Below are 26,895 nucleotides of genomic sequence, written 5' to 3'. Positions count from 1 at the left end.
TTATTTTAATTTAAAATCGACCGTAGCTTTAATAACGCCTGTTGCAGGGTTTAACCAACTGTCAAAATTTGCAATCATTTCTGTGTAAGGAACTGTATGGCTAATATAAGATTCTGTAGGGAATTGGTCTAAAACACTGATTACGTGTTCAAAATCTTCTGTAGTAGCATTTCGGCTGCACATTAAAGTCATTTCTTTAGCGTGAATAGCAGGGTGGCTATAAGTCAATTCTCCTTTAGATAAACCTACAAGAACAAAACGTCCACCATGTGACATATAATCAGGGCAGCTTTCTAAAGCACCTTTATGTCCCGAAGCATCAAAAACAGCGGTACATAAATCGCCATTCGTGATTTTAGTAATTTCTTCAACCGTATTTTCGCCTGCTTTTACAGTGAAATCTACTCCGATTTTATCTTTGGCGTAAGCCAGACGTTGCTTATTCATATCAATAGCAATTACTTTTGCACCGGCAATTTGAGCTAACTTCATAATTCCGATTCCAATAGGTCCGCAACCTACTACCGCAACTGTTTCGCCGGGAACAATGGCTGCTCTGCGTATAGCGTGAGCTCCAATTGCTAACGGTTCTACAATAGCCATTTGGTCATCAGTTAAATTGTTTGCAGGCAAAAGAATAGAAGCCGGAACTGTAATTTGTTCCTGCATCCCGCCATCGGCATGAACACCTAAAACCTTAATGTTTGTACAGCAGTTTGTTTTTCCATTTCTACAGGCAATACAAGTACCGCAGCTCACATAAGGCATTACTACAACATTGTCTCCTGCTTTAATTCCTCTGGGATTATCTCCAATTTCTAGTACCGTAGAGGCTAATTCATGACCTAAGATTCTGGGATAGGTAAAAAAGGCCTGATTTCCGCCATAAGCGTGTAAATCAGTACCACAAATCCCAACCTTGTTGATTTGTAATAAGGCTTCATTTTCTTTTCTGACAGGAGCTTCTTTTTCTTTTAAAATAAATTCACCTGGCTTTTCGCAAACAATGTATTTCATATATGTAAAAGTTATTTGTTGTTGGTCATTGATATTGTCGCTTTTGTTTTAGAGTTGTTTACCGGCAAACTATCTGCGATGCTGTTTTCTCCTGAATCTTTAAATCATTTTTTAAATAAAAAAAACACAACTGACAGGAATTGTGTTTCTCGTTAAAATTTCTATTTTTGTTCAATCGATTGAACAAATATAAAAACTAATTGGAGAATAAAAAAAAATCCACAATAAAAGATATCGCAGCAGTTTTAGGTTTAACACCTTCTGCAGTTTCAAAAGCTCTGAGTGATCATCCCCGAATTAGCGATAAGACTAAAATTGCAGTAAGGCAGGTGGCGCAGGAATTGGATTATCAGCCTAACTTTTTATCGAGTGCTTTACGCAAAGGGAAAAGCAATTTAGTTGGCGTAATTATTCCCCGGGTCAACAGTCATTTTTTTTCTTCGGTGGTCGAGAATATTGAAAAAGTTCTGAATTTAAACGGTTATAATATTATTATGACTCAGTCGAATGAATTGTATGCTAAAGAATGTCAGGAAATAGACACTTTATTGAAAATCCAGGTTGACGGGATTATTGCTTCTATGGCCAATGAAACGATTGATTTAGAATATTACGAAAAAATTAAATCCAAAGGAACGGAACTGGTTTTGTTTGACAGGGGTGAGGAGGAACTGAATGTGGATTATGTAGGAATTGATGATTATAAAAGCAGTCATCTGGTTGTTGATCATCTGGTTTCTCAAAACTGCAAACGCATTGCACATATTGCAGGATTTCATCATATCCGGATTTATAAGGAAAGAATTCGGGGATACAAAGATGCGCTGGAAAAATGGAATTTGTCTGTTCAGGAAGATTGGATTATTGAAAGTAATCTGCGCATTGATGATGGGCGACGTATTATGCAGCAATTGCTAGACGCTCCTGAAAAACCCGATGCAGTTTATGTAGCAGGTGATATTGCGGCACTGGGAGCATTGCAGGTCCTTTTAGAAAATAATATTAAAGTTCCTGAAGAAATTGCTTTGATCGGTTTTAGTGACGAACCTTTTACCTCATTAACACAGCCTTCCATTTCAACAGTGAATCAGCATAGTGACCAAATAGGGAAATTAGCTGCCGAAGCTTTTTTAGAGCGAATGAAAAAAACAAAGAAAAAAACAGTAAGCCGTATTATATTAGAACCTGAATTAATTATCAGGCAGTCTTCTGATAAGAATGTAGAATAGATAACAATAGGCACTTTTAGGACACTAATTGGAGTAATTAAAGGGATTGTAAAATGTAAGAAAAAAGATTTCTATTTTCAATTTTTTTTGACTCGGTGTTTTTAATACTATTCTGTTTTTCCATAAACAGGAACGATGAAATTTCCATTTAAAAAAGATTCGGTTTCCAACTGACTCTGAAGAATAATACCTTTAAGATTATTATCAAGTAATAGTTGAGCTGATTGTACCAAAGGGGCTGAAGTAGTGGTTTGTATTGCTCTTAGAGTGTAGTTCCCTATCCTTTGAGGTAAGATGCATTTGTGAACTTCTTTTCTTCTTAAAATACCTTTTTTATCTCTGCCTTCAACAGCAGCATACAAAATAATCTGGTCTTCTTCAATGAGCGGAATTTTCTTTTGCATAATATTTTGTAATTCCTGAATGGTATTTTCGTGATTTCCTATTGTAATTAATTGTTTATGTATCCAGTCGTAATGCCCTGGGAAACGGAGTGTTTTGTAATTTAGATTACGGACTTTACCACATAAGGCATCCGGTAAATCTGCTGCACCGCCTGAAGTTAAATCAGCTTCATACATAATTCCGTTAAGGATAACAGAAGTTCTTTCAGATAAGGCAGGGATTTCGGTTTTTTTATAATTTCTTAAAACGGTAGCTTTTTTAAGATATTCAGTTGCGACTCCCACAGGACTCCAGGTAAAACCATAATAATGTGGAGCAACAGCATTTTTTGTCAATGCTCCAACTTTAAACTCCAGTTTCTCGACAGTATCTGTTTGATGCTCACTGCAGAATTTTTGAAAAAGGGAATTAGCAAGTACATTAATGTAACCTGGAGCGATTCCTGTTTGTAAAATAAAACCTGTTTTAGCTTCCTTGGCTAAAGATTTAATCTCCTCAGTTTCGGCAACATATTCGGTTAGATTAGCGTAATGCAAATGATATTCTCTGGCTAATCGGGCAATTCTAGGCGCTTCACTTCCCGGAAGGCAGTCTAAAATAATATCACCTTTTGTCAAAACAGCCTGCATTTGAGCTGTAATTTTATTTTCGGCAAAGTAAAAAGCTTCAACGGTACAGTTTTTAGTGGTTCCTTTTTTAATCCATTCTGCTACAGATTGTGCTTTAGCAAGTGTCCGGTTTCCTACAAATATTGTTGGTGTAACCTGACTCCATTCAGCCAGAATTAAGCCGGTTGCTTCAGCAATTCCTCCGGCTCCTGCAATAATAATGTTGTAGTGCTTTTTCATAGATTGTTGTTTTCCCTGAGGGGATATTGGCAATCTTAAAGTTACAATTTTATATTTAATCAATTAGCAGGGTATATGAACTGCACTAAAATAAAGTTCCCTGGCCGTAAAACGAATCCGGATTATTGTTAAAAGGAAAGGAACTTACTATTTCAAATTGTTTGACATCAGGATTATAACAGCGCAGCGTAATACTGTCGCAAATAAAATTTAGCGCAACAGCTGATGGAAATAACCGATAGGCTTTTTCAATTTTTTCAGGACTTAATTTGCGTGCAATTGACAGATGAGGTTCGCTGTTTTTAAAGCGTGTGTTTGTATTAAAGGCTTGATTTACATATTGAAGTATCGATTTTAATTCCGGTTTTGTAATTTCATCAGGTGCCAGAAAAAAAGCACCATTTGGATAGGTACCAAAAGTTTTGAGTGAAACGGCAACAGGTTTTATGCTGTCACAAATAAGAATCAGTTCTTTTTTTATAAACTCAATCTGTTTTTCTGACGCCATAAATTCATTGATAGTAATATGCGCCAGAGAATTTTTACTGTTGAACCAGCCGATTTCTTCCGCTAATTGATCTTTCATAGATTTAACTATGGAGATAATTGTTTCCGGCGGACTTATTACAAGTGAATATTTATTTTGCATCGTTTCTTAATAATACAATCTGAAATCAAGGTATTTACAGAGTGCGTAGTTTTTTTGATGTAATTCTTCTACAATTTCCACTAAATCATCCAGCTCATCACATAAGTTAAAAAAGAATTTGTCAAGATGTATGCTGCTTACTTTGTTCCATTTAGCACCATAACCGGAAATTGCTCTGGCACCAGTAATGTCAAGAAAATATTGCGCTTCATCTGCAGATAAGTCTAAAATTTTTTTGTTAGCAAAATGAACAATTTTGCCTTTGAGTTTTCCTTCGAACAATTCCGCTATTTCTTCTAAGCTATAATAATAATCGTGGAGACAAATGTTGTTTTCCTGCCCGGGCATAACGAGATAGATTATTCTGTAATCTTTAAAATTATGATCATCATATAACAAAGCGCCTAAACTTTCTTCAAGTCCTTCAATGGTATCGCAGCTTTTATATATACTGGCAATTTTATGTTCGAATGCTAAATGTTCCAGGTTTTTAAGAACCTCTGTAGTAATATAAGTGTCTACGTCAGGAACTCCTTCGAGACAAAAAATAAAGGAATCATTAAGCATGTAATTTTGTTTTAAAAATGGTTGAGTACTACAAATGTATCATTTTATTAAAATTCAATCTGTTCAAATAAGAGGGAATTTTTATCTTTTTATAGTATTAAGTATAATTAATAATCGTATCGGACTGATAAAATCATCAGCAATATTAACTTTGTAATCCTAATAATAAAACTATGAGACTTTCTATACTGGATTTATCAATTGTTCCACAGAATGGTGACCGCCATCAGGCTTTGATGAATACCCTTGAAACAGCAAAACAGGCTGATGAGTTAGGTTATACCCGTTTTTGGCTGGCACAACATTATGCAGCCAAAGCCGGCGCTGGTCGCAGTCCTGAAGTGATGATACCTTTTATAGCAGCTCATACTCATAAAATTAAAGTAGGATCAGGTGCTTTATTATTGAATCATTACAGTCCGTTTAAAGTTGCTGAGATTTTCAACACTATGGAAGAATTATTTCCCGGCCGGATAGACATGGGAATAGGAAGAGCGTCAACAGGAATGATTAGTGATTTAGCTTTACAACGTCATCGGTTTGTTGGTTCCAAAAAAAATGATGATTCTGAACAACAAGTAGTGGAGCTTCTGAACTGGATGCATCAGGATTTTGATGATGAAAACCCTTTTTCTGAAATTATATCTTACAATAATGGTACTTCACCTGATTTTTGGTTACTGGGTTCGGGTTCATGGAGTTCAAAAACAGCTGCCAGTCTGGGTTTACGATATGTGTTTGCAGGATTTATAAATCCGGCTATGTCTTTTAACATTGTACAAAATTACCATAAGGAATTTACACCGTCTGATTATTCGGCGAAACAAAAACCTGAATTAATATTGGCACTGAATGTTTTTGCTGCCGAAACAGAAGAAAAAGCCCATAGAATGACAGCGCCTTATCAGTTATTTGAACATCGCTTAAAAACAGAAGGAGATACGCAAAGTCTGTTGGAAGACGAAGAAACAGCTTTAATACTACTGGGAAACAAGTTCCGTTCACCTGAAATTAACCTGATTGATCCCAGACAGCCTCCACGATTTTTAGCAGCAACTCCTGATAAATTATATGACTGGATTAATCAGATAGCAACAGCTTTTGGAGCTCATGAGATTATGATACAAACCATTACCGGAAATCATCAGGAGCGTTTAAAATCCAACAGGTTACTGGCAGAGGTCTTCTTTAAGAACACATTTAGTTAAAAATAAAATCATAAATAATCCAATTTTTGTTTAAACAAAAAGCTTAAAAATATATAAATATGAATCCTTTAGAATTAGCCCAAATACGATATTCTGCGAAAAAGTATGACAGCAGTAAAAAGATACCTCAGGAAATTATTGACGATCTTAAAGAAATTTTGCGTCTGGCACCCTCTTCTATAAACATCCAGCCCTGGAAATTTACGTTTGTACAAAATCCCGCAATAAAAGAAAAACTGGCAGCTGTTTCAATGCACAATGTAGAAAAAGTAAACCAGGCAGATTTACTGGTAGTTTTTAGCGTGGCAGATGATCTGGATGCCTTTCAGGAAGTGGTAGACTGCGGTGTACTCTCTGACAGACATAAGGACTGGTATAACAGTCTTAGAAAAAACACTCCCGAAGCAGATTTAAAAACATGGATGGCAAAGCAGGTTTATATTGCTTTGGGAGTAGGATTGAATGCATCTGCTGCTTTTGGACTGGATGCCACCCCAATGGAAGGAATAGAAACGGATAAATATGCTGCTATTCTTGAGATGACTGTTTATAAACCACTTTTTGCTATGGCGGTGGGCTATGCAGCAGCAGATGATCACAACCGACTTGAAGTTACACCTAAGTTAAGACGACCATTAGAGGATGTAATTGAAAGTGTTTAGGTTGTTTGTGGAAAACAAATAAATTCAAGAAGTCATACTTATCAGATTAACTGTTTTGTTTGTTTTTAGTTCGATTATTCTTGAATAAAACAAGCATTATTTTATTAATGATAAAAAATAATGCTTTTTTTTATCAAAAAAAATGCAACCGATTGTGTAAATTTTGTATGTTTGTAATGTTAAAATGCTGTAGAGTTTTATTATGTAAGATTTTTATTCTTTTATTAAGAAAAATATGAAATAGATAAAACAGTGTTTAATACTTTATTAATTAACCAACTAAATTATTTTTATGACGAACTTTTTTATTATTAAAAGTGAATCAAAGCATATGAAACATTTGGGGTTTCTTGTTTTGATGTTTTTGTTTTCTGTTGGAGCGAATGCTCAATCAACAGTTTCTGGAGTTGTCTCTGATGCAAATGGTCCCATTCCGGGGGCAAATGTTTTAATCAAAGGGACGAGTACAGGAGTAATGACAAATTTTGATGGTGCCTATTCGATTAAAGATGTACCTTCTAATGGCATTCTTGTCTTTAGTTTTGTGGGTTTAGATACTAAAGAGGTAACTGTAAAAGGACAAACTAAAATCAATGTTGTTTTAGAGGAAAATTCGAATGCTTTGAAAGAAGTAGTGGTTATTGGATACGGAACGCAAAGGAAAGAAGCGGTAACAGGATCTGTTGCTTCTATAGGAGGAAAAGAACTTAATGAAGTACAATCTGCCAACATAACACAAGCATTACAAGGTAGATTACCGGGGGTAGAGCTCACACAGACTTCCTCTAAACCAGGGGCGGCTATGCAAATCCGTATTCGTGGAACCAGATCACTTACGGGCAGTAATGATCCCTTAGTAGTCCTTGACGGAGTTCCTTTTGCAGGGCAGATTGGAGATATTAATCCGGTTGATGTTAAATCTGTTGATATATTGAAAGATGCTTCAGCTACTGCCATTTATGGGTCAAGAGGAGCGAATGGGGTAATATTAGTTACAACTAATAAAGGACGTAAAAATCAGAAAGCTACCTTTACTTATAATGGTTTCACTGGTATCAAGCAGGTTTTTGGAAAATATGATATGATGGACGGTGCTAAGTTTGCAGCACTCCGTGATTATTCGACTTTATATACTGATGGTGTAGACGAAACAAGGGATACCAATATTGACTGGCAGGATTTATTATATGGATCGGGTGAGATGAGTAGTCATGATGTTAGCGTTTCAGGAGGCAGTGAAAATGGCACATACAATGCAGGTTTAGGATATTATAAAGAACAGTCTGTATTACCGGGTCAAAAATACGAACGTTTTACATTAAGAGCAGGTTTAGATCAGCAACTTGGGAAATCTATACATATTGGATTTAATACTAATAGTAATTATGCTATTACAAATGGAGATAATATTGGTACTGGAACTATCTTAGGTACTTCACCTTTAGCTAATCCATATAATACAGACGGATCACTAAAAAGAACAGTTAGAATGGGAGCTGACGAAAATTGGGTATATACAAGAAATACAATTGAAGGTTTAGGAGATTCCTATGTGAATCAAACACGGGCTTTTAGTTCTTATAACAATATATTTGGTGAGGTTAAGATTCCAGGAGTTGAAGGGTTAAAATATCGTATGAATGCCGGATTAAACTTTCGTACCTCTAACAGCGGTTATTACGAAGGTCAGGGTGTGTTTGATGTTAATCCAGCAACGATTTCAAATGCTTCAATCAGCAATACTATGTCAACTCAATGGCTAATTGAAAACCTGTTAACTTATGATAAAACTTTTGCTGACAAGCACACTGTAAATTTTGTAGGATTATATTCGAATGAACAGTTTACAGGCAATACTTCCCGTATAACAAGAAACGGAATTACTTCTGATGCATTTCAATTTTATAACTTAGGACAAAGTGAAGAAGAAGCAGTTATAAATCCAGCAGATCAGGATTATACGCAATGGGGATTGAGTTCATATATGGCAAGAGCGATGTATTCCTATGATAATAAATACTTCATTTCAGCAACTGTTCGTTCAGATGGCTCATCGCGATTGGCTAAAGGAAATAAATGGGTAACTTATCCGGCTGTTTCTGCAGGATGGACCGTTTCTAATGAATCTTTTATGAAAAATCTTTCATGGGTTAATTTATTAAAATTCCGTGCAGGATACGGTGAGACTTCTAATCAGGCTGTTAATCCATATGCTACTTTAGGTGCTTTGAGTACAAGGCCTTATAATTTTGGCAACACCAATTCAACGGGTGTATATGTTACTGAATTGCCAAATCCAAATTTAGGATGGGAATTTTCTACAACATGGAATTATGGACTGGACTTCGGATTCTTTAATAATCGTTTATCCGGTACGATTGAATATTACAGGACCAATACAAAAGATATTCTGCAAAGAGTAAATCTCCCAGCAACATCGGGAGTGGGAAGTTATGTTGCAAATGTTGGAGAGACTGAAAATAATGGTTTCGAAATAGCATTAAACGGAGTCATTATCGATAATCCGGAAGGTTTGAGCTGGTCTGTTGGTTTGAATTTATATGCTAATAATAATAAGCTAGTCAAACTGGCATCAGGAGCTACCAGAGATGAAGGGAATTCCTGGTTTGTAGGTCATAATATTAATTCTATATATGATTATGAAAAAGTGGGTATCTGGCAGGAAGGTGATCCTTATATGTCAATATTAGAACCTGGTCCAACAGGAATAAATGATCAGGGAACAGTTGTAGGATCTATCAAAGTTAAATATACGGGAGATTATAATGCGGATGGTTCTCCTACACGTGCTATTAATGCAAGTGACAGACAAATTATAGATACTGACCCGGATTTTCAGGGAGGATTTAATACCAATTTAAGCTACAAAGGTTTCGATTTTTCTGCTGTTGGGGCATTTAAAAGCGGCGGAGTATTAATCAGTACCCTTTATGGTGGAGCAAGTTACCTTAATTTACTTAATGGAAGAAGAAGCAATGTTGACGTAGATTACTGGACACCGGATAACAGAGATGCCGAATTTCCTAATCCAAGAGGAATCAGAAGTGGTGATAATCCTAAATATATGTCAGCAATGGGATATTTTGATGCGTCTTATGTAAAAATCAGAGCATTAACATTAGGATATACATTAGATCAGCAATTCATGAAAGATTTAGGTATTGAAAAATTAAGACTTTATTTTACAGCGCAAAATCCTTTTGTACTGTTCTCTCCTTATCATAAACAATCCGGAATGGATCCAGAAACTAATTCATTTGGAGATGAAAATCAGGCAGTAAACTCATACCAGCGAAGGTTTTTGGTTATTGGAACGAACACTCCTTCAACCAGAAATTATTTAATCGGACTTAATTTAACATTTTAATAAGGAACAACCATGAAACGATATATTTTTAAAAAATTAATTATAGGATCAGTAGTTTTGTTCTCCTTTGCAGGCTGCTCTGATATTTTAGAAGAAAAACCACATGACTTTTATGAACCGGGCTATTTTAAAACAGAACAGGGTGTAATACAAGGGTTAACTTCGCACTATGCTCATTTACGCTGGATATACGGTCAGGCTTATTATTACAATTCTGTTCAAACCGGTACAGATGAACATACTTATGCACAGAGTGCTGACGGAAATTTTAAGGATCATGATTTGTCAGGAGTAGGAGTTATTAATCCTAATTCGAGCAGGGCTGACGTAGTCTGGAACAATTCTTACAATGATATTAATACTGCCAGCGGTATTATTGAAAATGGAGCGGAAGTGGGAGTGGCAAGCAGCTTAATTGCCGAATCCAGGTTTTTCAGAGCTTTTGATTATTTTCTACTGGTACAGAATTTTGGTGGTGTACCTTTAGATTTGGGAGCAGGTGAACTTAAATTTAACAATAAACCATCAAGATCTTCTAAACGAAATACAGTAACAGAAGTCTATACTAAAGCCATTTTTCCGGATTTGGTAACGGCTGTGAATGAATTGCCTGATGTTCCAAGATTAACAGGAACGGCAACTAAAACATTAGCTCGTTTGTATTTAGCAAAAGCATATTTAACGTATGCCTGGTGGTTAGAAAATCCAAATAATATTCCAACTTATCCTGAAACGCCAAGAACAGATCCGGATGGACACAATGCACAATGGTATTTTCAAAAAGCTTATGATATTGCTTTAGAAGGAATTAACAATCCTGGGTCTTACGGATTATTAGATTACTATTATGATGTTAATTTAGGTGTTAATGATCGCAATAAGGAAATGATGTTGTATGCAGATCATACTGAAGAGAGTGAGTATTATAATGGTGCCAGCCTTACTTATGGAAGTGGTGGTTCACCTGATAATTTTGCCGGATGGATGGGGACATGGAATTATACAGCGATAAGAAGTAAAAATGGTGCAGGGGCATCTGTTTCTACAGTACAGCGTGCAGCTGATCAGTTTTTAGGACGTCCATGGACAAGAATGGCACCACCTATCGAAGTTTTTACTAATACTTTTGCTGACAAAACAAATGATTCCAGATATGATGGGACGTTTACAACTGTTTACCGTGGAAACTGGAATCTAAAAGGTACAGGGCTGACCGATGTGACTACACTTTACAATGCAAATTCATTACCGGTAAATCCGGGTGATGCAATTGTAAGTTTTCTTAATAATGAGCCTGCTACATCAATTACTTATCCTTCAGGAGCAGGTGATAATGGTGTAGGTGCCGGAACTTTGCCAGGAAGAGCTGACTATGTAATTTCTCCACAAGGAATAAGCAGAATTGTATATCCGGGATTGTGGAAATTAGGACCATACCGTACAGATAATGATGGAGGCTTAGGTCAGCCTAATGCCGGAAGTACGAGACCTTTCCCAATAGCTAAATTCTCAGAACTTTATTTTGTTGCAGCTGAAGCAGCAGTAAAAGGGGCGACAGGTTCTATGACTGCTAGAAATCTTATAAATGTAATTCGTGCTCGTGCAGGAAAATGGCGTTGGGACAATAATGGTAATATGGTTAAAAATGCAGATAATAGTGCCGTATTGACAAGTGCAACTCCTGCTGTAATTACTATAAATTATATTCTGGCTGAACGTTCCCGTGAATATTACGGTGAAGGATACCGCTGGTATGATTTAGTAAGAACTCAAAAATGGAATGAGCTTGCTGGTACCTACTCAATAGGTGGTTCAAATTATGGTCAGCATACGCCACAGATTGTTACCAGAACTATTGAACCCTATCACTATTTGCGTCCAATTCCTCAGGGTCAGATAGATTTAATGGAGATGAGTGATACTGAAAAAGCAGCATATCAGAATCCAGGTTACAACTAATATTAGACAATTTATTAGTACCAATATGAAAAGAATCTGTTATTTCAATTGGTATTAATATTTTAAAAACAATGTGTGTTTTAATTAGTATTTTTTGGTTTTTAAGTCGAGAGCTGGTTACTCTCGGCTTTTAATTTTTGTTAGATTATAATTTAAAAAATTCATAGAAAAAATATCTATGAATTTTTTTAGGCTTTTTTTTAAATGTAATACATACACATATAATATTTAACTAAATACATTAGTATTTTATGAGAAAAATATTCATTATAGCTTTGCTTTTAGTACAATGTTTAGATTATGCACAAGAGAACAATAGTCTTAAGCTTTGGTACAACCAACCATCAGCTAGTACTTGGGAAAATGCTTTGCCGATTGGTAATGGATTTTTGGGAGCTATGGTTTATGGGAATGTTGCTCATGAAATTATTCAGTTGAATGAAAATACCGTTTGGAGTGGAGGACCTAACAGAAATGATAATCCAGCTGCTTTTGCTGCATTACCAAAAATTCAGAAATTAATTTTTGAAGGCAAACACAAAGAAGCGGAAAAATTAGCTAACGAAGCTTTTATTTCTAAAAAGTCCCATGGTCAAACGTTTCAAACCGTGGGGAATTTGAATTTGACTTTTGAAGGACAGGAAAACTGTTCTAATTATAGAAGGGAATTAGATATAGAAAAAGCAATAACAAAAACTACTTATGTTGTTTATGGTATAACCTATACCAGAGAGGCTTTTGTATCTTTTGCAGATAGAGTTATTGTTATTCATCTTACGGCAAGTAAAAAAGGGAGTATTTCATTTACTGCCGATTATACTTCGCCTCATAAAATCAAAAATTTTAAAGTAAGCAATTCTAAAGATTTAGAAATTTCAGGTTCTACTAGTGACCATGAAGGCGTGGCAAGTTTAATTAAGTTTAAAGGCATCACTCGTATTCAATTAAATAAAGGAAAACTAGAGCAAACCGAAAATTCGCTTACAGTAAAAGGGGCAAACTCAGCAATATTATTCATATCAATAGCGACTAATTTTAATAATTATCAGGACGTCAGTGGCAATGAAAACCAACGCGCTTTGGACTATTTGAATAAGGCTTCTGGGAAATCGTATGAATCTCTTAAAAAAGCACATATTGTTGGATATCAAAAATATTTCAATCGGGTAAAATTGGATTTAGGTACAACTCAAGAAGCCAATTTGCCAACAGATGAGCGTTTGAAAAATTTTAGAAATACCAATGATCCACAATTTGTAGCACTATATTATCAGTATGGTCGCTATTTATTGATTTCGTCTTCTCAACCAGGAGGACAACCAGCGAACTTACAGGGAATTTGGAATAACAGTCTTAATCCGGCTTGGGACAGTAAATACACGATTAATATCAATGCCGAAATGAATTATTGGCCAGCCGAGAAAACAAATCTTTCCGAATTGCATGCTCCTTTTTTACAAATGGTTAAAGATTTATCTGAAACTGGAAAAGAGACAGCTAAAAGAATGTATGGTGCGAGAGGTTGGATGGCACACCACAATACCGATATTTGGCGTGCAACGGGTGCTGTTGATGGTGCTTTTTGGGGATTATGGACTGCGGGTGGCGGATGGACCAGTCAGCATTTATGGGAACATTATCTTTACACAGGAGACAAAGAATTTTTGGCATCCATATATCCTGCACTTAAAGGCGCTGCTTTGTTTTATGTCGATTTTTTGGTAAAACATCCTAAATACAATTGGTTGGTAGTCAATCCTGGGAATTCCCCGGAGAATGCTCCGCAAGCTCATAATGGTTCTTCTCTTGATGCCGGAACCACAATGGATACTCAGATTGTAAGTGATGTTTTTAATACAACCATTCGTGCTGCACAAATTTTAAATGAAGACGTTACTTTGATTGATACTTTAAAGCAAATGCGTAGCCAATTGGCACCAATGCACATTGGAAAATATAACCAACTTCAAGAATGGCTGGATGATATTGATGATCCAAAAGACAATCACCGCCATGTGTCTCATTTATATGGATTATTTCCATCCAATCAAATATCAGCATACAAAACGCCGGAATTATTTGCGGCTTCTAAAAATACATTATTGCAACGTGGCGATGTATCTACAGGTTGGAGTATGGGATGGAAAATAAATTGGTGGGCAAAATTACAAGATGGTAACCACGCTTATTCATTGATTAAAAATCAACTCACTCCTTTAGGGGTAAACAAAGGAGGCGGCGGAACTTACAATAATTTATTTGACGCACATCCACCTTTTCAAATTGATGGAAACTTTGGGTGTACGTCTGGAATTACTGAAATGCTGGTTCAAAGTTCCGATGGTGCCATTCACTTGCTTCCTGCATTACCCGATGTATGGAAAAATGGAAGCATTAGTGGAATACGCGTCAGAGGTGGTTTTGAGATTGTCAGTATGGAATGGAAAGCCGGTAAACTTATTAATATAGCAGTGAAATCAGCTTTAGGAGGAAATTTAAGATTACGTTTACCAAATACTATGAAAGAAAAGTCAGGAGCTGATTTGGTAATTGCAAAAGGGGAAAATCCAAATCCTTTTTATTTTGTAAATGAAACGGCAGAGCCCATTATATCTAAAGAATCTAACATTAAAGCATTGGAATTAAGACCAACAATTTTGGTCGATATAAATACCGTGAAAGGAAAAACGTACACATTCGAAACTAAATAAATTATTATATACAAAATCTAAAAATAGAATAATATGAAAAATAAATTAAACGGCTTGTTTCTAGTAGCAGTATTATTTTGTGTATCAAATACATTTGGACAAAATCCTAAATTTTATGTTTATCTGTGTTTTGGGCAATCTAATATGGAAGGTAATGCTAAGTTTGAACCACAAGATACTGTAGTTGATAAAAGATTTAAAGTTTTAGAAGCAGTCAATTGTGATAATTTGAAAAGAAAAAAGGGGGAGTGGTACACTGCAGTTCCGCCTTTAAGTCGTTGTACTACAGGATTGACTCCATCTGATTATTTTGGAAGAGAAATGATCGCTAATTTGCCTGATGATGTAACAGTAGGTGTTATCAATGTAGCTGTTGGTGGCTGTAAAATTGAACTTTTTGACAAAGATAATTATGAATCCTATGTAAGTACATCGCCAGATTGGTTAAAAAACACGGTGTCACAGTATGATGGAAATCCTTATGCCAGATTAGTAGAAATGGCTAAAATTGCTCAAAAAACAGGTGTAATAAAAGGAATATTATTGCATCAGGGAGAATCAAATACGGGTGATGTGCTTTGGCCAAAAAAGGTAAAATTAGTGTATGATAATTTATTGAAAGACCTAAATCTTAAAGCGGAATCTACTCCTTTACTAGCCGGAGAAGTGGTTCATGCGAATCAAGAAGGGATTTGCGCGAGTATGAATAATATCATTGCGACTTTGCCAGAGGTAATTTCAAATTCGTATGTGATTTCGTCAAGTGGTATTCCTGATGCTAAAGATAATCTTCATTTTACAGCCGAAGGGTATAGAATATTAGGGAAACGATATGCAGCAAAAATGCTTGAATTAATGAAAATTAAATAAGAATATGAAATTCAGAATATATGTATTTATTGGATTTTTGTTTGGAATACTTCCAACTTTTTCCCAGCAATTAAAATTACAATCCCCAAATAAAAAAAACAGGGTGGAATTGTTCTCTATGAATGCTGGTAATAGAGGCGAATGGTATTTAAAAGTATCCTACAATACAGATAAAAATACATCTGAAATTCTTCCAAAAGTACATCTTGGATTATCTCGAAATGATCAGGATTTTTCGAAAGAACTTCTTTTTTTAAAGGCAAGTAAATCAAAAATGATAAAGGAGCACTATGAACTTCCTTTCGGCAAAAAGGCAGTGCGTGATAATGAAGCCAACGAAGTGGTGGTCTCATTTGAAAATCCTAGCAAAGCTAAGTTAAACCTTATCATTAGAGCTTATAATGACGGAATTACTTTTAGATATGAATTTCCTGAAAAAAAAGGAACTTATAGTTTAAAAGATGAATTTACCGCGTATGAAATTCCAAATAAAAGTATGCGATGGTTAGAAAAATGGAATCCTGCCAATGAAGGTTTGTATGCTGCTTCTAGTGAAGATAAATTGCTGCAACAAGAGTGGTGCTATCCTGCCTTATTCAATTCCGTTGACAAATCGTGTTGGTATTTGCTCCACGAAGCTGATTTAGACCGCAATTATTGTGGAACAAAATTAAGTAATATGCAGGATGTAAATACATATAAACTTACTTTTCCTGATCCCAGAGATGGTAGAGGAACTGGTGAATCAAAACCGAATATTTCGCTTCCATGGCAATCGCCTTGGAGGGTAATTACTATTGGTAGTTTAGCCGATATTGTAGAAAGCACTTTAGTTGAAGATGTATCAACTCCCACAAATTTTAAAAATTCGGATTGGGTAAAACCAGGAAAAGTATCCTGGAATTATTGGTCGAGTAACCACGGCACCAAAGATTATAAAATTGTTTGCGATTTTACTGATTTAGCCGTAAAAATGGATTGGCCTTATACGCTTTTAGATTGGGAATGGGATGGAATGACAAATGGCGGGAATCTTGAAGATGCCTTGAAATACATCCATTCTAAAGGTATAAAACCCTTGATGTGGTATAATTCCGGAGGAGATCACACTTGGGTTTCTTCTACTCCAAAAAATCGTATGCTTACCCATGAAAATCGAGTGGAAGAATTTACAAAATTGAAAAAATTAGGTGTTGCTGGTGTCAAAATAGATTTTTTTGAAAGTGAAAAACAAAATATGATACAATACTATCTTGATATTTTGGAAGATGCTGCCCAATTTGAAATGATGGTCTATTTTCACGGATGTATCGTACCTCGTGGTTGGTCTCGAACCTACCCTAATTTGATGACTTACGAAGCTGTACGTGGAGCCGAATGGTATAATAACGGCTCTGAATTCAGTGTTACAGCGCCAGAGCATAATACTATTTTGCCGTTTACAAGGAATGTTGTCGGAGCAATGGATTATACGCCTGTTACATTTACAAATTCCCAATTTCCGCATCATACTTCTTATGGACATGAATTGGCGCTTTCCGTAATTTTTGAGTCTCCTTTGCAACATTTGGCAGACAGACCAGAAGGCTATTATGAACTTCCGGATGAAGCCAAAACTTTTTTGAAGGAAGTGCCTACAGTTTGGGATAACACCAAACTTATTGATGGTTATCCGGGGCAAGAAGTTACTATGGCACGACAAAAAGGGGATACTTGGTACATTGGTGGAATTAGTGCTTCTGAGCGTCAGGAAAAAACAAAGAAAATCAAGTTGAATTTTTTGAAAGAAGGGATGAGTTATCGCGCCGTTATCATTACTGATGGTAAGCACGATAAGGATTTTAATTCACAAGTAATGGTAGTAGATAAAACAAGTGCAATTGAAGTAAAACTACTCAGAAGAGGAGGTTTTGTAGTGTCTTTAAATCCAATTCGAAATTAAGATTAGCGATAAAATATAAACCATTAGGTAATAACTATTATAACCAACCTAAAATAACTATAAATATGAAATTGAAAACTAAGATTGTATTGGCATTTTGTTGTTTGCCAATGATTGAAATGACAGCTCAAAATCCAATTATAAAACACATTTTTACTGCAGACCCTTCTCCGATTGTACATAACGATACTTTGTTTCTATATACTGGTCATGATGTGGCAACAGAAGCAGATACCAATTATAAAATGGCCGATTGGCACGTATTTTCAACAACTGATATGGCCACGTGGAAAGATCACGGAGCACCGCTTTCTCCAAGTACTTTTTCTTGGGCTACAGGAGATGCTTATGCCGCTCAATGTATCGAGCGAAATGGTAAATTTTACTGGTTTGTCTCTACCTTTCACGAAAAAGATGATGTTAGTGGCGGTGGAGCTGCCATAGGAGTTGCGGTCTCAGATACGCCTACAGGGCCTTTCAAAGATGCCATCGGAAAAGCACTTGTTATTAACGAAATGACTAAAGATTTACCTCACGCATGGGATGATATTGATCCTACCGTATTTGTGGATGATGACGGGCAGGCCTACATGTTTTGGGGTAACGGAAGTTGTAAGTGGGTGAAATTGAAAGAGAATATGACTGAAATAGACGGTTCCATTACTACTTTCAAACCAAAAAATTATATAGAAGGACCTTGGGTTTACAAAAGAAAAGGGCTGTATTATTTAGTATATGCTAGTGCTGGTACAAAACCAGAAATGATAGAATATTGTACCGCAACAAGTATTGCAGGACCTTGGACGTATCAAGGAATTATTCAGGAAAATGTACCTAATAGTTTTACTACTCATCCAGGTATCATTTACTATAAAGGAAAATCGTATTTCTTTTACCACAACGGAACTTTACCAACTGGAGGTAGTTACAGACGCTCTGTTTGTGTAGATTATATGTATTATAATGAGGACGGAACGATTCAAAAAGTAATACAAACTACTGACGGCGTTAAAAAAATCGAGTAATAATTAATTCAATTTAAATCTTTTATCCAATGATACATAAGAACAGGTTTATCTTCTCATGTTTGCTTATAATTATTCAAATGGTCGCTTTTGCACAAGAAAAAAAAGCACAAAATCCATTGATTTATGCTGATGTTCCGGATATGTCTATGATAAGAGTAGGAGATACTTATTATATGAGCAGTACCACAATGCACGTGAATCCTGGAGTACCCATTATGAAATCGACTGATTTAGTCAATTGGAAATTGGTTAATTATGCTTATGAAACATTAGAAGATAATAACGATAGACTCAATTTAGATAATGGTAAAAATGATTATGGCAGAGGTTCTTGGGCTAGTTGTTTGCGTTACCAAAACGGAATGTATTATGTCAGTACTTTTTCAGGAACAACAGGCAGAACCTATATTTTTTCAACAAAAGATATTGAAAAAGGACCTTGGAAAGAAATAGTTTTAAATAGTTCTTATCACGATCATTCTATTCTTTTTGATGATGATGGGAAAGTGTATCTGGTTTGGGGAGCAGGAAAACTTGAAATTATAGAGCTAAACAAAGACCTTTCAAGTGTAAAAGAAGAAACAAAAAGAGTCTTGATTGAAAATGCCAGTGCAGCTGCTGGAAATAACATTATGCTAAATTCTGAAGGTTCTCAACTTTTTAAAATAAACGGAAAGTACTATTTATTTAATATTTGTTGGCCGCGTGGCGGAATGCGAACTGTAGTTATCCATCGTGCCGATAACATCAATGGTCCTTGGGAAGGTAAAGTGGGATTACAAGATCAGGGTGTGGCACAAGGCGGACTTATTGATACTCCAGATGGCAGATGGTTTTCGTATTTATTTAAAGATAATGGAGGCGTTGGTCGTATTCCTTATTTAGTTCCTGTACAATGGGAAAATGGTTGGCCTATTTTGGGAACTAATGGTAAAGTTCCTGAATATTTAGATTTACCACCTAGCAAAGGATTAATTCCTGGAATTGTAAATTCTGATGAATTTAACCGTAAAAAAGGAGATGCAGCTTTGCCTTTGGTTTGGCAATGGAACCATAATCCGGATAATTCACTTTGGTCGGTTACAGAGCGAAAAGGCTATCTAAGATTAAAAACCGCAAGAATTGATAGCAGTTTTATTCAAGCCAAAAATACCTTAACTCAAAGAACTTTTGGACCAGAAAGTTCCGCAACGACACTTGTTGATGTTTCTAAAATGAAAGAAGGAGATCTTGCCGGACTTTCTTTGTTACAAAAACAATATGGTTTGATTGCTGTCAAAATTGAAAATGGTTCTAAAAAAATTGTAATGATTGATGCCGCACAAGACATTCCAAAAGAAATCGAAAGTGTTCCTTTAAATCAGGACAAAGTATATTTTAAAGCAGCATGTGATTTTAAAAACAGAGCAGATAAAGGACGGTTTTATTACAGTCTTGACGGAAAAAAATGGACTCCTATTGGAAACACGATAAACCTACCTTATACACTTCCGCATTTCATGGGGTATCGTTTTGGCTTATTTAATTATGCAACTAAAAATCCAGGAGGATATGTTGATTTTGATTGGTTTAGAATTAAATAGTTGATTTAATATTATGATTATAAAAAAGTAAAAATTTAAATAATTAAAAAACATGAAAAAGTATTCAATTATCTTATTCGTATTTCTAATGTTCTCTGGTTCTTTGTGTTCAGCACAAACAGCACAGGCAACTATTATTGAAGATTTCAAAGCTTCAACAGTTAATCAACCCGGACAAGAATATCCACAAGTGAATTCTCAAGGTTATGCCCGATTCCAAATTAAGGCACCCGATGCTAAATCGGTTGTTGTAAGTCTAGGATTGGGTGGAGCAAAAGGCGGAACTGAACTTTCTAAAGGAGAAAATGGATTTTGGACAGGAACAACAGCTGGTCCTATGGATGAAGGATTTCATTATTATCACGTTACAGTTGATGGAGGTGTTTTTAATGATCCTGGAGCACTAAATTTTTATGGCTCTACTCGTTGGGAAAGTGGTATTGAAATTCCGGCTCATGATCAAGATTTTTATGCTTTGAAAAATGTTCCTCATGGTCATGTACAGCAAATTCTTTTTCCTTCAAAAAGCACCAATACTTCACGTAGAGCTTATGTCTATACACCGCCAAGTTATTCAAAAGAGCAATCAAAACGTTTTCCAGTTTTGTATTTGCAACACGGTTGGGGAGAAGATGAAACAGCTTGGAGCAATCAAGGACGCGTCAATTTGATCATGGATAATTTAATTGCCGAAGGGAAAATAAAACCTTTCATTATTGTGATGACTTATGGAATGACTAATGAAATCAAATGGGGGGGTATAGCAAGTTTCAAGATTGAACCATTTCAGACGGTTTTGGTCGATGAATTAATTCCTTATGTAGACGCTAATTTCCGTACGTTAGCCAACCAACCCAATCGTGCAATGGCTGGTCTTTCTATGGGAGGTATGGAAACCCATACAATCACATTGAATAAACCAGATGTTTTTTCACAATTTGCACTGCTAAGTGGAGGCATTTATACTCCGGAAGAGATTAAAGATAAATCTAAAGTGAAACTTATTTTCATAAGCTGTGGAAGTCGCGAAAATCCAGATCGAGTTCAAACTGCGGTAAAAGGGCTTAAAGAGGCTGGATTCAATGCCGTTTCCTACGTGTCTGATCAAACAGCTCATGAGTTTCAAACTTGGCGTCGCAGCATAAGAGAATTAGCACCTTTGCTTTTTAAAGATTAAAAGAATAATTGAAATATAAATAAACTATCAATCCATCTAAAAATAAAATAATGAAAAAAATTATCGCTACAGCAAGCATGCTTTTTATGTGTAACCTAATTGTTGTTGCCCAAAAAATTGAGAAAGAAGGTCCGAAAGGATTTGACCAGGAAAGAACAGCTATTGCACACGGTAAAATAGACACCATTTCTTATGATTCTAAAACAGTAGGCACAACCAGAAAAGCTCTGGTTTATACTACTCCTGGTTTTTCAAAAAGTAATAAATATCCCGTACTTTATTTGCTACATGGTATTGGTGGTGATGAAAAAGAATGGTTAAAAGGAGGTTCTCCTCAAGTAATATTAGATAATTTATATGCTGAAGGAAAAATTAAACCGATGATTGTGGTGATGCCAAATGGTCGCGCCATTAAAGACGATAGAGCTACAGGAAATATAATGGCTCCGGATAAAGTTCAGGGATTTACCACTTTTGAAAGAGATCTTTTGGATGATTTAATTCCGTTTATTGAAAAAACATATCCAACCTTGACCGATAGAGAGAATCGTGCCATTGCTGGACTTTCTATGGGAGGTGGACAATCTCTGAATTTTGGTTTGGGGAACTTAGATAAATTTGCCTGGGTGGGAGGTTTTTCTTCTGCTCCTAACACTAAATTACCTGAAGTTTTAGTTCCAAATCCAGAAGAAGCAAAGAAACAATTAAAACTGTTATGGATTTCTTGTGGTGATGCTGATGGATTACTTAATTTCAGTAAACGCACTCACGACTATTTACTTCAAAACAATGTACCTCATGTGTATTATTTAGAGCCAGGCGGGCATGATTTTAAAGTTTGGAAAAATGGTCTATATATGTTATCTCAGTTTTTGTTCAAGCCTGTTGATGTTTCATCATTAAACAAATACACAATTTTAGACAATACCTCTAAAGTAGAGTAAAAACATCAATTATGATTAAATTATTAGAATGTAACACCATAAAAATACGGGTTTTAGGAATCCTATTTCTTTTGAATTTTGCAGCAGTAATGGCTCAAAAACCAATAATTCAAACTAAATATACGGCCGATCCTGCTCCTATGGTTCATAATGACACCATATTTCTTTATACTTCACATGATGAAGATGATGCCAAAGGATTTAAAATGCTCAATTGGTTATTGTATACATCAACCGATATGGTTAATTGGACGGAGCATGGAATTGTTGCTTCTCTAAAAGACTTTTCTTGGGCCAGACAAGATAATGGTGCTTGGGCAGTTCAGTGTATTGAGCGAAATGGTAAATTTTATTTATACTGTCCCATGCATGGTGGAGGTATTGGCGTATTAGTTTCTGATAGTCCTTATGGACCATTTAAAGATCCTCTGAGTAAGAGACTAGTGTATTCTGATCATAATATTTGGGACGACATCGATCCAAGTCCGTTTATTGATGATGATGGTCAGGCTTACTTGTACTGGGGGAATCCGCATTTGTATTATGTCAAACTTAATGAGGATATGATTTCTACTTCAGGCGAAGTCGTAAAAGTGGATTCAAAACCTAAAAATTATCAAGAAGGACCGTGGATTTGGAAAAGAAATAATCATTATTATTTGTCATATGCTTCTACTTGTTGTCCGGAAGGCATTGGGTATGCAATGAGTGATTCCGCTACGGGACCTTGGGAATACAAAGGAATGATTATTGATGCAAGCGAAAAAACAAGAGGAAATCATCCCGGAATTATTGATTATAAGGGGAAATCTTATGTCTTTGGGCACAGTTATGATTTGATTAAAAGTGAAACTTCTACCTTTTATGAAAGACGTTCTGTTGATGCCGATAGGATTATTTATAACGAGGATGGAACCATTCAAAATCATTCTTATTTTACAAATGAAGGTCCCGAACAAATAGAAACAGTCAATCCATTTAGACGTATTGAAGCCGAAACTATGGCTTGGAGTAAAGGCGTTAAAACAGATAAAAGTGAGGATACGGGAGTATATGTAACCCAAATTCACGATGGCGATTTTATTCAGGTGCGAGGAGTTGACTTTGCAAAAGGAGCTAAAAAAATAGAAATTATAGCTGCTTCTTTAAATGAGGGAACGGTTGAGGTTCGTTTGGATAATGAAGTTGGTGAAATTATTGGAACACTAAAAATTGAAAATACTGGTGGATGGCAAAACTGGAAAGCAGTTCAAACTAAAGTTAAGAAAGTAGATGGCGTGCATGATTTGTTTTTTATTTTTAAAGGAGGACAAGGAGAGTTGTTTAATTTTGATGCATGGAAATTCAGTAAATAGATAAAAATGAGAAAAATAATTGTTTTATACTGCTTGATAATGGCTTCGGTAGTTTATTCGCAAAACACAATGTCAGTTTCTAGTCCTGATGGAGAATTGATATTGAATGTATTGGTCAAAAGTGGTCAACCCGTTTATTCAGTAACGTATAAAGGTGGAATTGTACTAGAAGATTCTCCATTAGGACTAATTACTAATGCAGGTGATTTTACGGCTAATATGAATTTTGTAAGTTCAGCTACAGCTAAAGTGGAGGAAAATTACAATCAAACAAAAATTAAACAATCGCAAGTAAGCTATAAAGCAAATGCTTTAAACTGTGTGTTTTCGAATGCTAAAGAACAAAAAATAGCTGTTTTGTTTCAAGTGAGTAATAATAATATTGCTTTTCGATATGAAATCCCTTCTTGGGGAGATACTAAAGTTTGTGTCGTTACTGAAGAAAAGACAGGGTTTAGCTTTTCATCTTCAACAACTACATTTCTTTCTCCGATGATGCGACCAATGACTGGATTTGCACGTACAGCACCTAGTTATGAAAGTGGTTACGAAGCCGATTTGCCATTGGATAAGGCTACATCTTCTGAAGGTTATGTATTTCCGGGACTTTTCCATTTAGGAGATAAAGCATGGGTTTTGTTATCCGAAACAGGAGTTAGTAGTTTATATACAGGCTCACATTTGAGTAAGTTTAAAGATGGATTGTTTACTGTAGAATATCCTAATCCCAAACAAAATAATGGTTTTGGAAGCTCGGGAGCACAAATAAGCCTTCCTGGAGTAACACCTTGGAGAACGATTACTGTTGGTGAAACACTCAAACCAATTGTTGAAACAACAATCCCTTTTGATGTAGTAAAACCACTTTATAAACCATCGCAAGAATATAAAACGGGGCGTGGTTCCTGGAGTTGGATTGTTTGGCAAGACAATAGTATGAACTACGATGATCAGGTTAAATATATTGATTTGGCCGCTGCTATGAAGTTCGAATATATTCTAATTGATGCCTGGTGGGATGAAAGAATTGGTTATGAAAAAATGAAAGAATTAATCCAGTATGCCAAATCTAAAAATGTTGAGGTATTCTTGTGGTACAATTCGAATGGTACTGCAAATGATGCATTTCAGACTCCTCTTCATAAAATGAATACTACGATTGCCCGAAAAAATGAGATGAAATGGCTCAAAGAAGCTGGTGTAAAAGGGCTGAAAGTAGATTTCTTTGGTGGTGACAAGCAAGAAACAATGAAATTGTACGAAGATATTCTTTCAGATGCGAATGATTATGGTCTAATGATAATTTTTCATGGTACAACTCTTCCTCGTGGTTGGGAAAAAATGTATCCCAATTTTGTTGGTAGCGAAGCTGTTCTTGCCTCCGAAATGCTAATTTTTTCGCAGGATGTTCGCGAAAAAGAAGCTTATTTTGCTTCTTTACACCCTTTTATTCGAAATGCGGTTGGAAGTATGGAATTTGGTGGAGTATTGTTAAATAAATTTCTAAATAAAGGAAATCAAAAGGGACAAGAACGTTTAACCACTGATGCTTTTCAGTTAGCAACTGCTGTTCTTTTTCAAAATCCTGTTCAAATGTTTGGTTTGACTCCCAATAACCTTCAAGATGTGCCAGCATTCGAATTGGATTTTCTGAAAACTGTTCCAACCACTTGGGATGAGACTGTTTTTATTGATGGTTATCCAGGGAAATATACTGTAATTGCCCGAAGAAATAATCAAAAATGGTATGTTGCTGGTGTGAATGCCGAAAAAACAGCTAAAGTGTTAAAACTTAAATTACCAATGCTTGCTGGTCAAACAATCAATATCTATAATGATAAGGTTGATAAAGAAACGTATACAACATCGGTTAAAGTTTCTAAAAAAGGAGATCTTACAATTACAATACAACCTAATGGAGGATTTGTATTAACAAATTAAAACAAAATGAAGCATCTTTATAAAATAGTAGTATTACTTATAATTCTTTTAAAAGTTACAATAGGAGAAGCTCAAAATCCTATTGTACAAACCAATTATACGGCCGATCCCGCACCGATGGTCTATAATGGGAAAGTATATTTATACACTAGTCATGACGAAGATGAATCTACTTGGTTTACCATGAATGATTGGCGATTATATACCACAGAAGATATGGTCAATTGGACGGATCACGGGGCTGTTTTGTCATATAAAGAGTTTGCTTGGGCAAAAATGAATGCCTGGGCTCCGCAATGTATCGAGCGCGATGGAAAATTTTATATGTATGTACCCATTACTGATCGTCAGGGAAAGAACGGTATTGGAGTTACTGTTGCTAACAGCCCTTATGGACCATTTATTGACTCATTAGGAAAACCTTTAGTCTCAAACAGTAATGCCGATATTGATCCAACCGTTTTTATTGATGATGATGGACAGGGGTATTTATTTTTGGGAAATCCTGTTTGTTACTATGTAAAGTTGAATGAAGATATGATTTCTTATGAAGGCGAAATCAAGCAAATTCCTAATACAATTGAAGCTTTTGGCAAGCGTGAAGGAAAAGTAAATGAACAAAGGCCTACTACTTATGAAGAAGGACCTTGGATGTACAAACGCAATAATCTCTATTATTTATTTTTTGCTGCCGGTCCAATATCGGAACATATCGGATATTCAACCAGTAAAAGTATAACCGGACCTTGGAAATATCAGGGTGTTGTAATGCCTACACAAGGCGGATCTTTTACCAATCATCCCGGTGTTATCGATTTTAAAGGGAAAAGTTATTTTTTCTATCACAATGCGGGATTGCCTGGAGGAAGTGGTTTTAATCGTTCGGTATGTGTTGAAGAACTTCAATTTAATAAAGATGGTTCTATTATACCGTTGAATATGACCGAAGGCATAAAACAGAGTTTAAGTACGTTAAATCCTTATGCTAAAAATGAAGCAGAGACTATTGCCTGGTCGGAAGGTGTAAAATCAATGAAAAATGATGTTGTTGGAAATTTTATTACCGCAAAGTACAATGATGCTTATACTAAAGTCAAAGCCGTAGATTTTCGCAAAGAAGGCGCTTCAAAATTTACAGCACGAATTGGTACCACTCATAACGGAAATGTATCAATGGAAATAAGATTAAACAGTAAAGATGGTGAACTATTAGGAACGCTAAAAGTACCCATGACTGGTGGAAATGACCGTTGGTCGCTACAAACAATTGATATTAAAAAAGTAACTGGAATTCACGATTTATATTTTATTTTCAAAGGAAAAGCAACGAGCCAAATCATGTACTTCGATTATTGGATGTTTTCGAAATAATCCTCTTTTTAAATATTTAAGCAATCGGTTGTTTTTATGTT

19 protein-coding genes are annotated in these 26,895 nt (G+C 35.6%); 15 read left to right on the top strand and 4 right to left on the bottom strand.

Features of this window, described 5'->3' with window-relative positions; genetic code table 11:
- The gene (locus ABS764_RS11160; protein WP_408081881.1) at window positions 1-1,017 is read right to left on the bottom strand and encodes a zinc-binding alcohol dehydrogenase family protein; all 1,017 of its coding nucleotides are present in this window, start codon (window positions 1,015-1,017) and stop codon (window positions 1-3) included.
- Between the two features lie 200 nt (window positions 1,018-1,217).
- On the opposite strand from ABS764_RS11160, the gene ABS764_RS11155 reads away from it, so the two are divergent.
- The gene (locus ABS764_RS11155) at window positions 1,218-2,246 is read left to right on the top strand and encodes a LacI family DNA-binding transcriptional regulator (protein WP_408081880.1); all 1,029 of its coding nucleotides are present in this window, start codon (window positions 1,218-1,220) and stop codon (window positions 2,244-2,246) included.
- A gap of 107 nt (window positions 2,247-2,353) precedes the next feature.
- On the opposite strand, the gene ABS764_RS11150 is transcribed toward ABS764_RS11155, so the two are convergent.
- The 3 genes from ABS764_RS11150 to ABS764_RS11140 form a co-directional block, all read right to left on the bottom strand.
- Window positions 2,354-3,499 (bottom strand): saccharopine dehydrogenase family protein, encoded by a 1,146-nt coding sequence (locus ABS764_RS11150; protein WP_408081879.1) that lies wholly within the window; start codon window positions 3,497-3,499, stop codon window positions 2,354-2,356.
- A gap of 85 nt (window positions 3,500-3,584) precedes the next feature.
- A complete protein-coding gene (locus tag ABS764_RS11145) occupies window positions 3,585-4,085 on the bottom strand; it encodes a 2'-5' RNA ligase family protein (protein WP_408081878.1) in 501 nt (166 codons plus the stop codon).
- A 69-nt stretch (window positions 4,086-4,154) separates the two neighbouring features.
- Window positions 4,155-4,715, bottom strand: a complete 561-nt coding sequence (locus tag ABS764_RS11140) for a DUF6642 family protein (RefSeq protein ID WP_408081877.1) — start codon at window positions 4,713-4,715, stop codon at window positions 4,155-4,157.
- Window positions 4,716-4,888: 173 nt separating this feature from the next.
- Between ABS764_RS11140 and ABS764_RS11135 the strand changes: the two genes are divergently transcribed.
- From ABS764_RS11135 to ABS764_RS11070, 14 genes are all read left to right on the top strand, one after another.
- Window positions 4,889-5,923 (top strand): MsnO8 family LLM class oxidoreductase, encoded by a 1,035-nt coding sequence (locus tag ABS764_RS11135; RefSeq protein ID WP_408081876.1) that lies wholly within the window; start codon window positions 4,889-4,891, stop codon window positions 5,921-5,923.
- Between the two features lie 59 nt (window positions 5,924-5,982).
- Window positions 5,983-6,585, top strand: a complete 603-nt coding sequence (locus ABS764_RS11130; protein WP_408081875.1) for a nitroreductase family protein — start codon at window positions 5,983-5,985, stop codon at window positions 6,583-6,585.
- Window positions 6,586-6,877: 292 nt separating this feature from the next.
- Entirely contained in the window at window positions 6,878-9,973 is a 3,096-nt protein-coding gene (locus ABS764_RS11125) for a SusC/RagA family TonB-linked outer membrane protein (protein WP_408081874.1), read from the top strand.
- Between the two features lie 12 nt (window positions 9,974-9,985).
- Window positions 9,986-11,932, top strand: coding sequence for a RagB/SusD family nutrient uptake outer membrane protein (locus ABS764_RS11120; protein ID WP_408081873.1), 1,947 nt, complete (start codon window positions 9,986-9,988; stop codon window positions 11,930-11,932).
- Between the two features lie 251 nt (window positions 11,933-12,183).
- Entirely contained in the window at window positions 12,184-14,643 is a 2,460-nt protein-coding gene (locus ABS764_RS11115) for a glycoside hydrolase family 95 protein (protein ID WP_408081872.1), read from the top strand.
- A gap of 33 nt (window positions 14,644-14,676) precedes the next feature.
- Complete coding sequence (locus ABS764_RS11110) at window positions 14,677-15,513, top strand: sialate O-acetylesterase (protein WP_408081871.1); 837 nt, start codon at window positions 14,677-14,679, stop codon at window positions 15,511-15,513.
- Window positions 15,514-15,517: 4 nt separating this feature from the next.
- The gene (locus tag ABS764_RS11105; protein WP_408081870.1) at window positions 15,518-17,455 is read left to right on the top strand and encodes a glycoside hydrolase family 97 protein; all 1,938 of its coding nucleotides are present in this window, start codon (window positions 15,518-15,520) and stop codon (window positions 17,453-17,455) included.
- A 65-nt stretch (window positions 17,456-17,520) separates the two neighbouring features.
- On the top strand, window positions 17,521-18,480 hold the full coding sequence (locus ABS764_RS11100) for a glycoside hydrolase family 43 protein (RefSeq protein ID WP_408081869.1): 960 nt from the start codon (window positions 17,521-17,523) through the stop codon (window positions 18,478-18,480).
- A gap of 29 nt (window positions 18,481-18,509) precedes the next feature.
- Window positions 18,510-20,066, top strand: a complete 1,557-nt coding sequence (locus tag ABS764_RS11095; RefSeq protein ID WP_408081868.1) for a glycoside hydrolase family 43 protein — start codon at window positions 18,510-18,512, stop codon at window positions 20,064-20,066.
- Window positions 20,067-20,154: 88 nt separating this feature from the next.
- Window positions 20,155-21,243, top strand: a complete 1,089-nt coding sequence (locus tag ABS764_RS11090) for an alpha/beta hydrolase-fold protein (RefSeq protein ID WP_408081867.1) — start codon at window positions 20,155-20,157, stop codon at window positions 21,241-21,243.
- 50 nt (window positions 21,244-21,293) lie between these two features.
- Window positions 21,294-22,187 carry an alpha/beta hydrolase gene (locus ABS764_RS11085; RefSeq protein WP_408081866.1) on the top strand — a complete coding sequence of 298 codons (894 nt, stop codon included), beginning with the start codon at window positions 21,294-21,296 and terminating at the stop codon, window positions 22,185-22,187.
- A gap of 11 nt (window positions 22,188-22,198) precedes the next feature.
- Window positions 22,199-23,542, top strand: a complete 1,344-nt coding sequence (locus tag ABS764_RS11080) for a glycoside hydrolase family 43 protein (protein ID WP_408081865.1) — start codon at window positions 22,199-22,201, stop codon at window positions 23,540-23,542.
- A 6-nt stretch (window positions 23,543-23,548) separates the two neighbouring features.
- Window positions 23,549-25,483: a glycoside hydrolase family 97 protein gene (locus ABS764_RS11075; RefSeq protein ID WP_408081864.1), complete on the top strand. Its 1,935-nt coding sequence runs from the start codon at window positions 23,549-23,551 to the stop codon at window positions 25,481-25,483.
- Between the two features lie 6 nt (window positions 25,484-25,489).
- Window positions 25,490-26,854 carry a glycoside hydrolase family 43 protein gene (locus tag ABS764_RS11070; protein WP_408081863.1) on the top strand — a complete coding sequence of 455 codons (1,365 nt, stop codon included), beginning with the start codon at window positions 25,490-25,492 and terminating at the stop codon, window positions 26,852-26,854.
- Window positions 26,855-26,895: the final 41 nt, after the last annotated feature.

Origin of the sequence: Flavobacterium plantiphilum (assembly GCF_046000495.1) — a bacterium.
GTDB classification, from domain to species: Bacteria; Bacteroidota; Bacteroidia; order Flavobacteriales; family Flavobacteriaceae; genus Flavobacterium; species Flavobacterium plantiphilum.
This window is presented reverse-complemented; position numbering and strand designations above follow the sequence as displayed.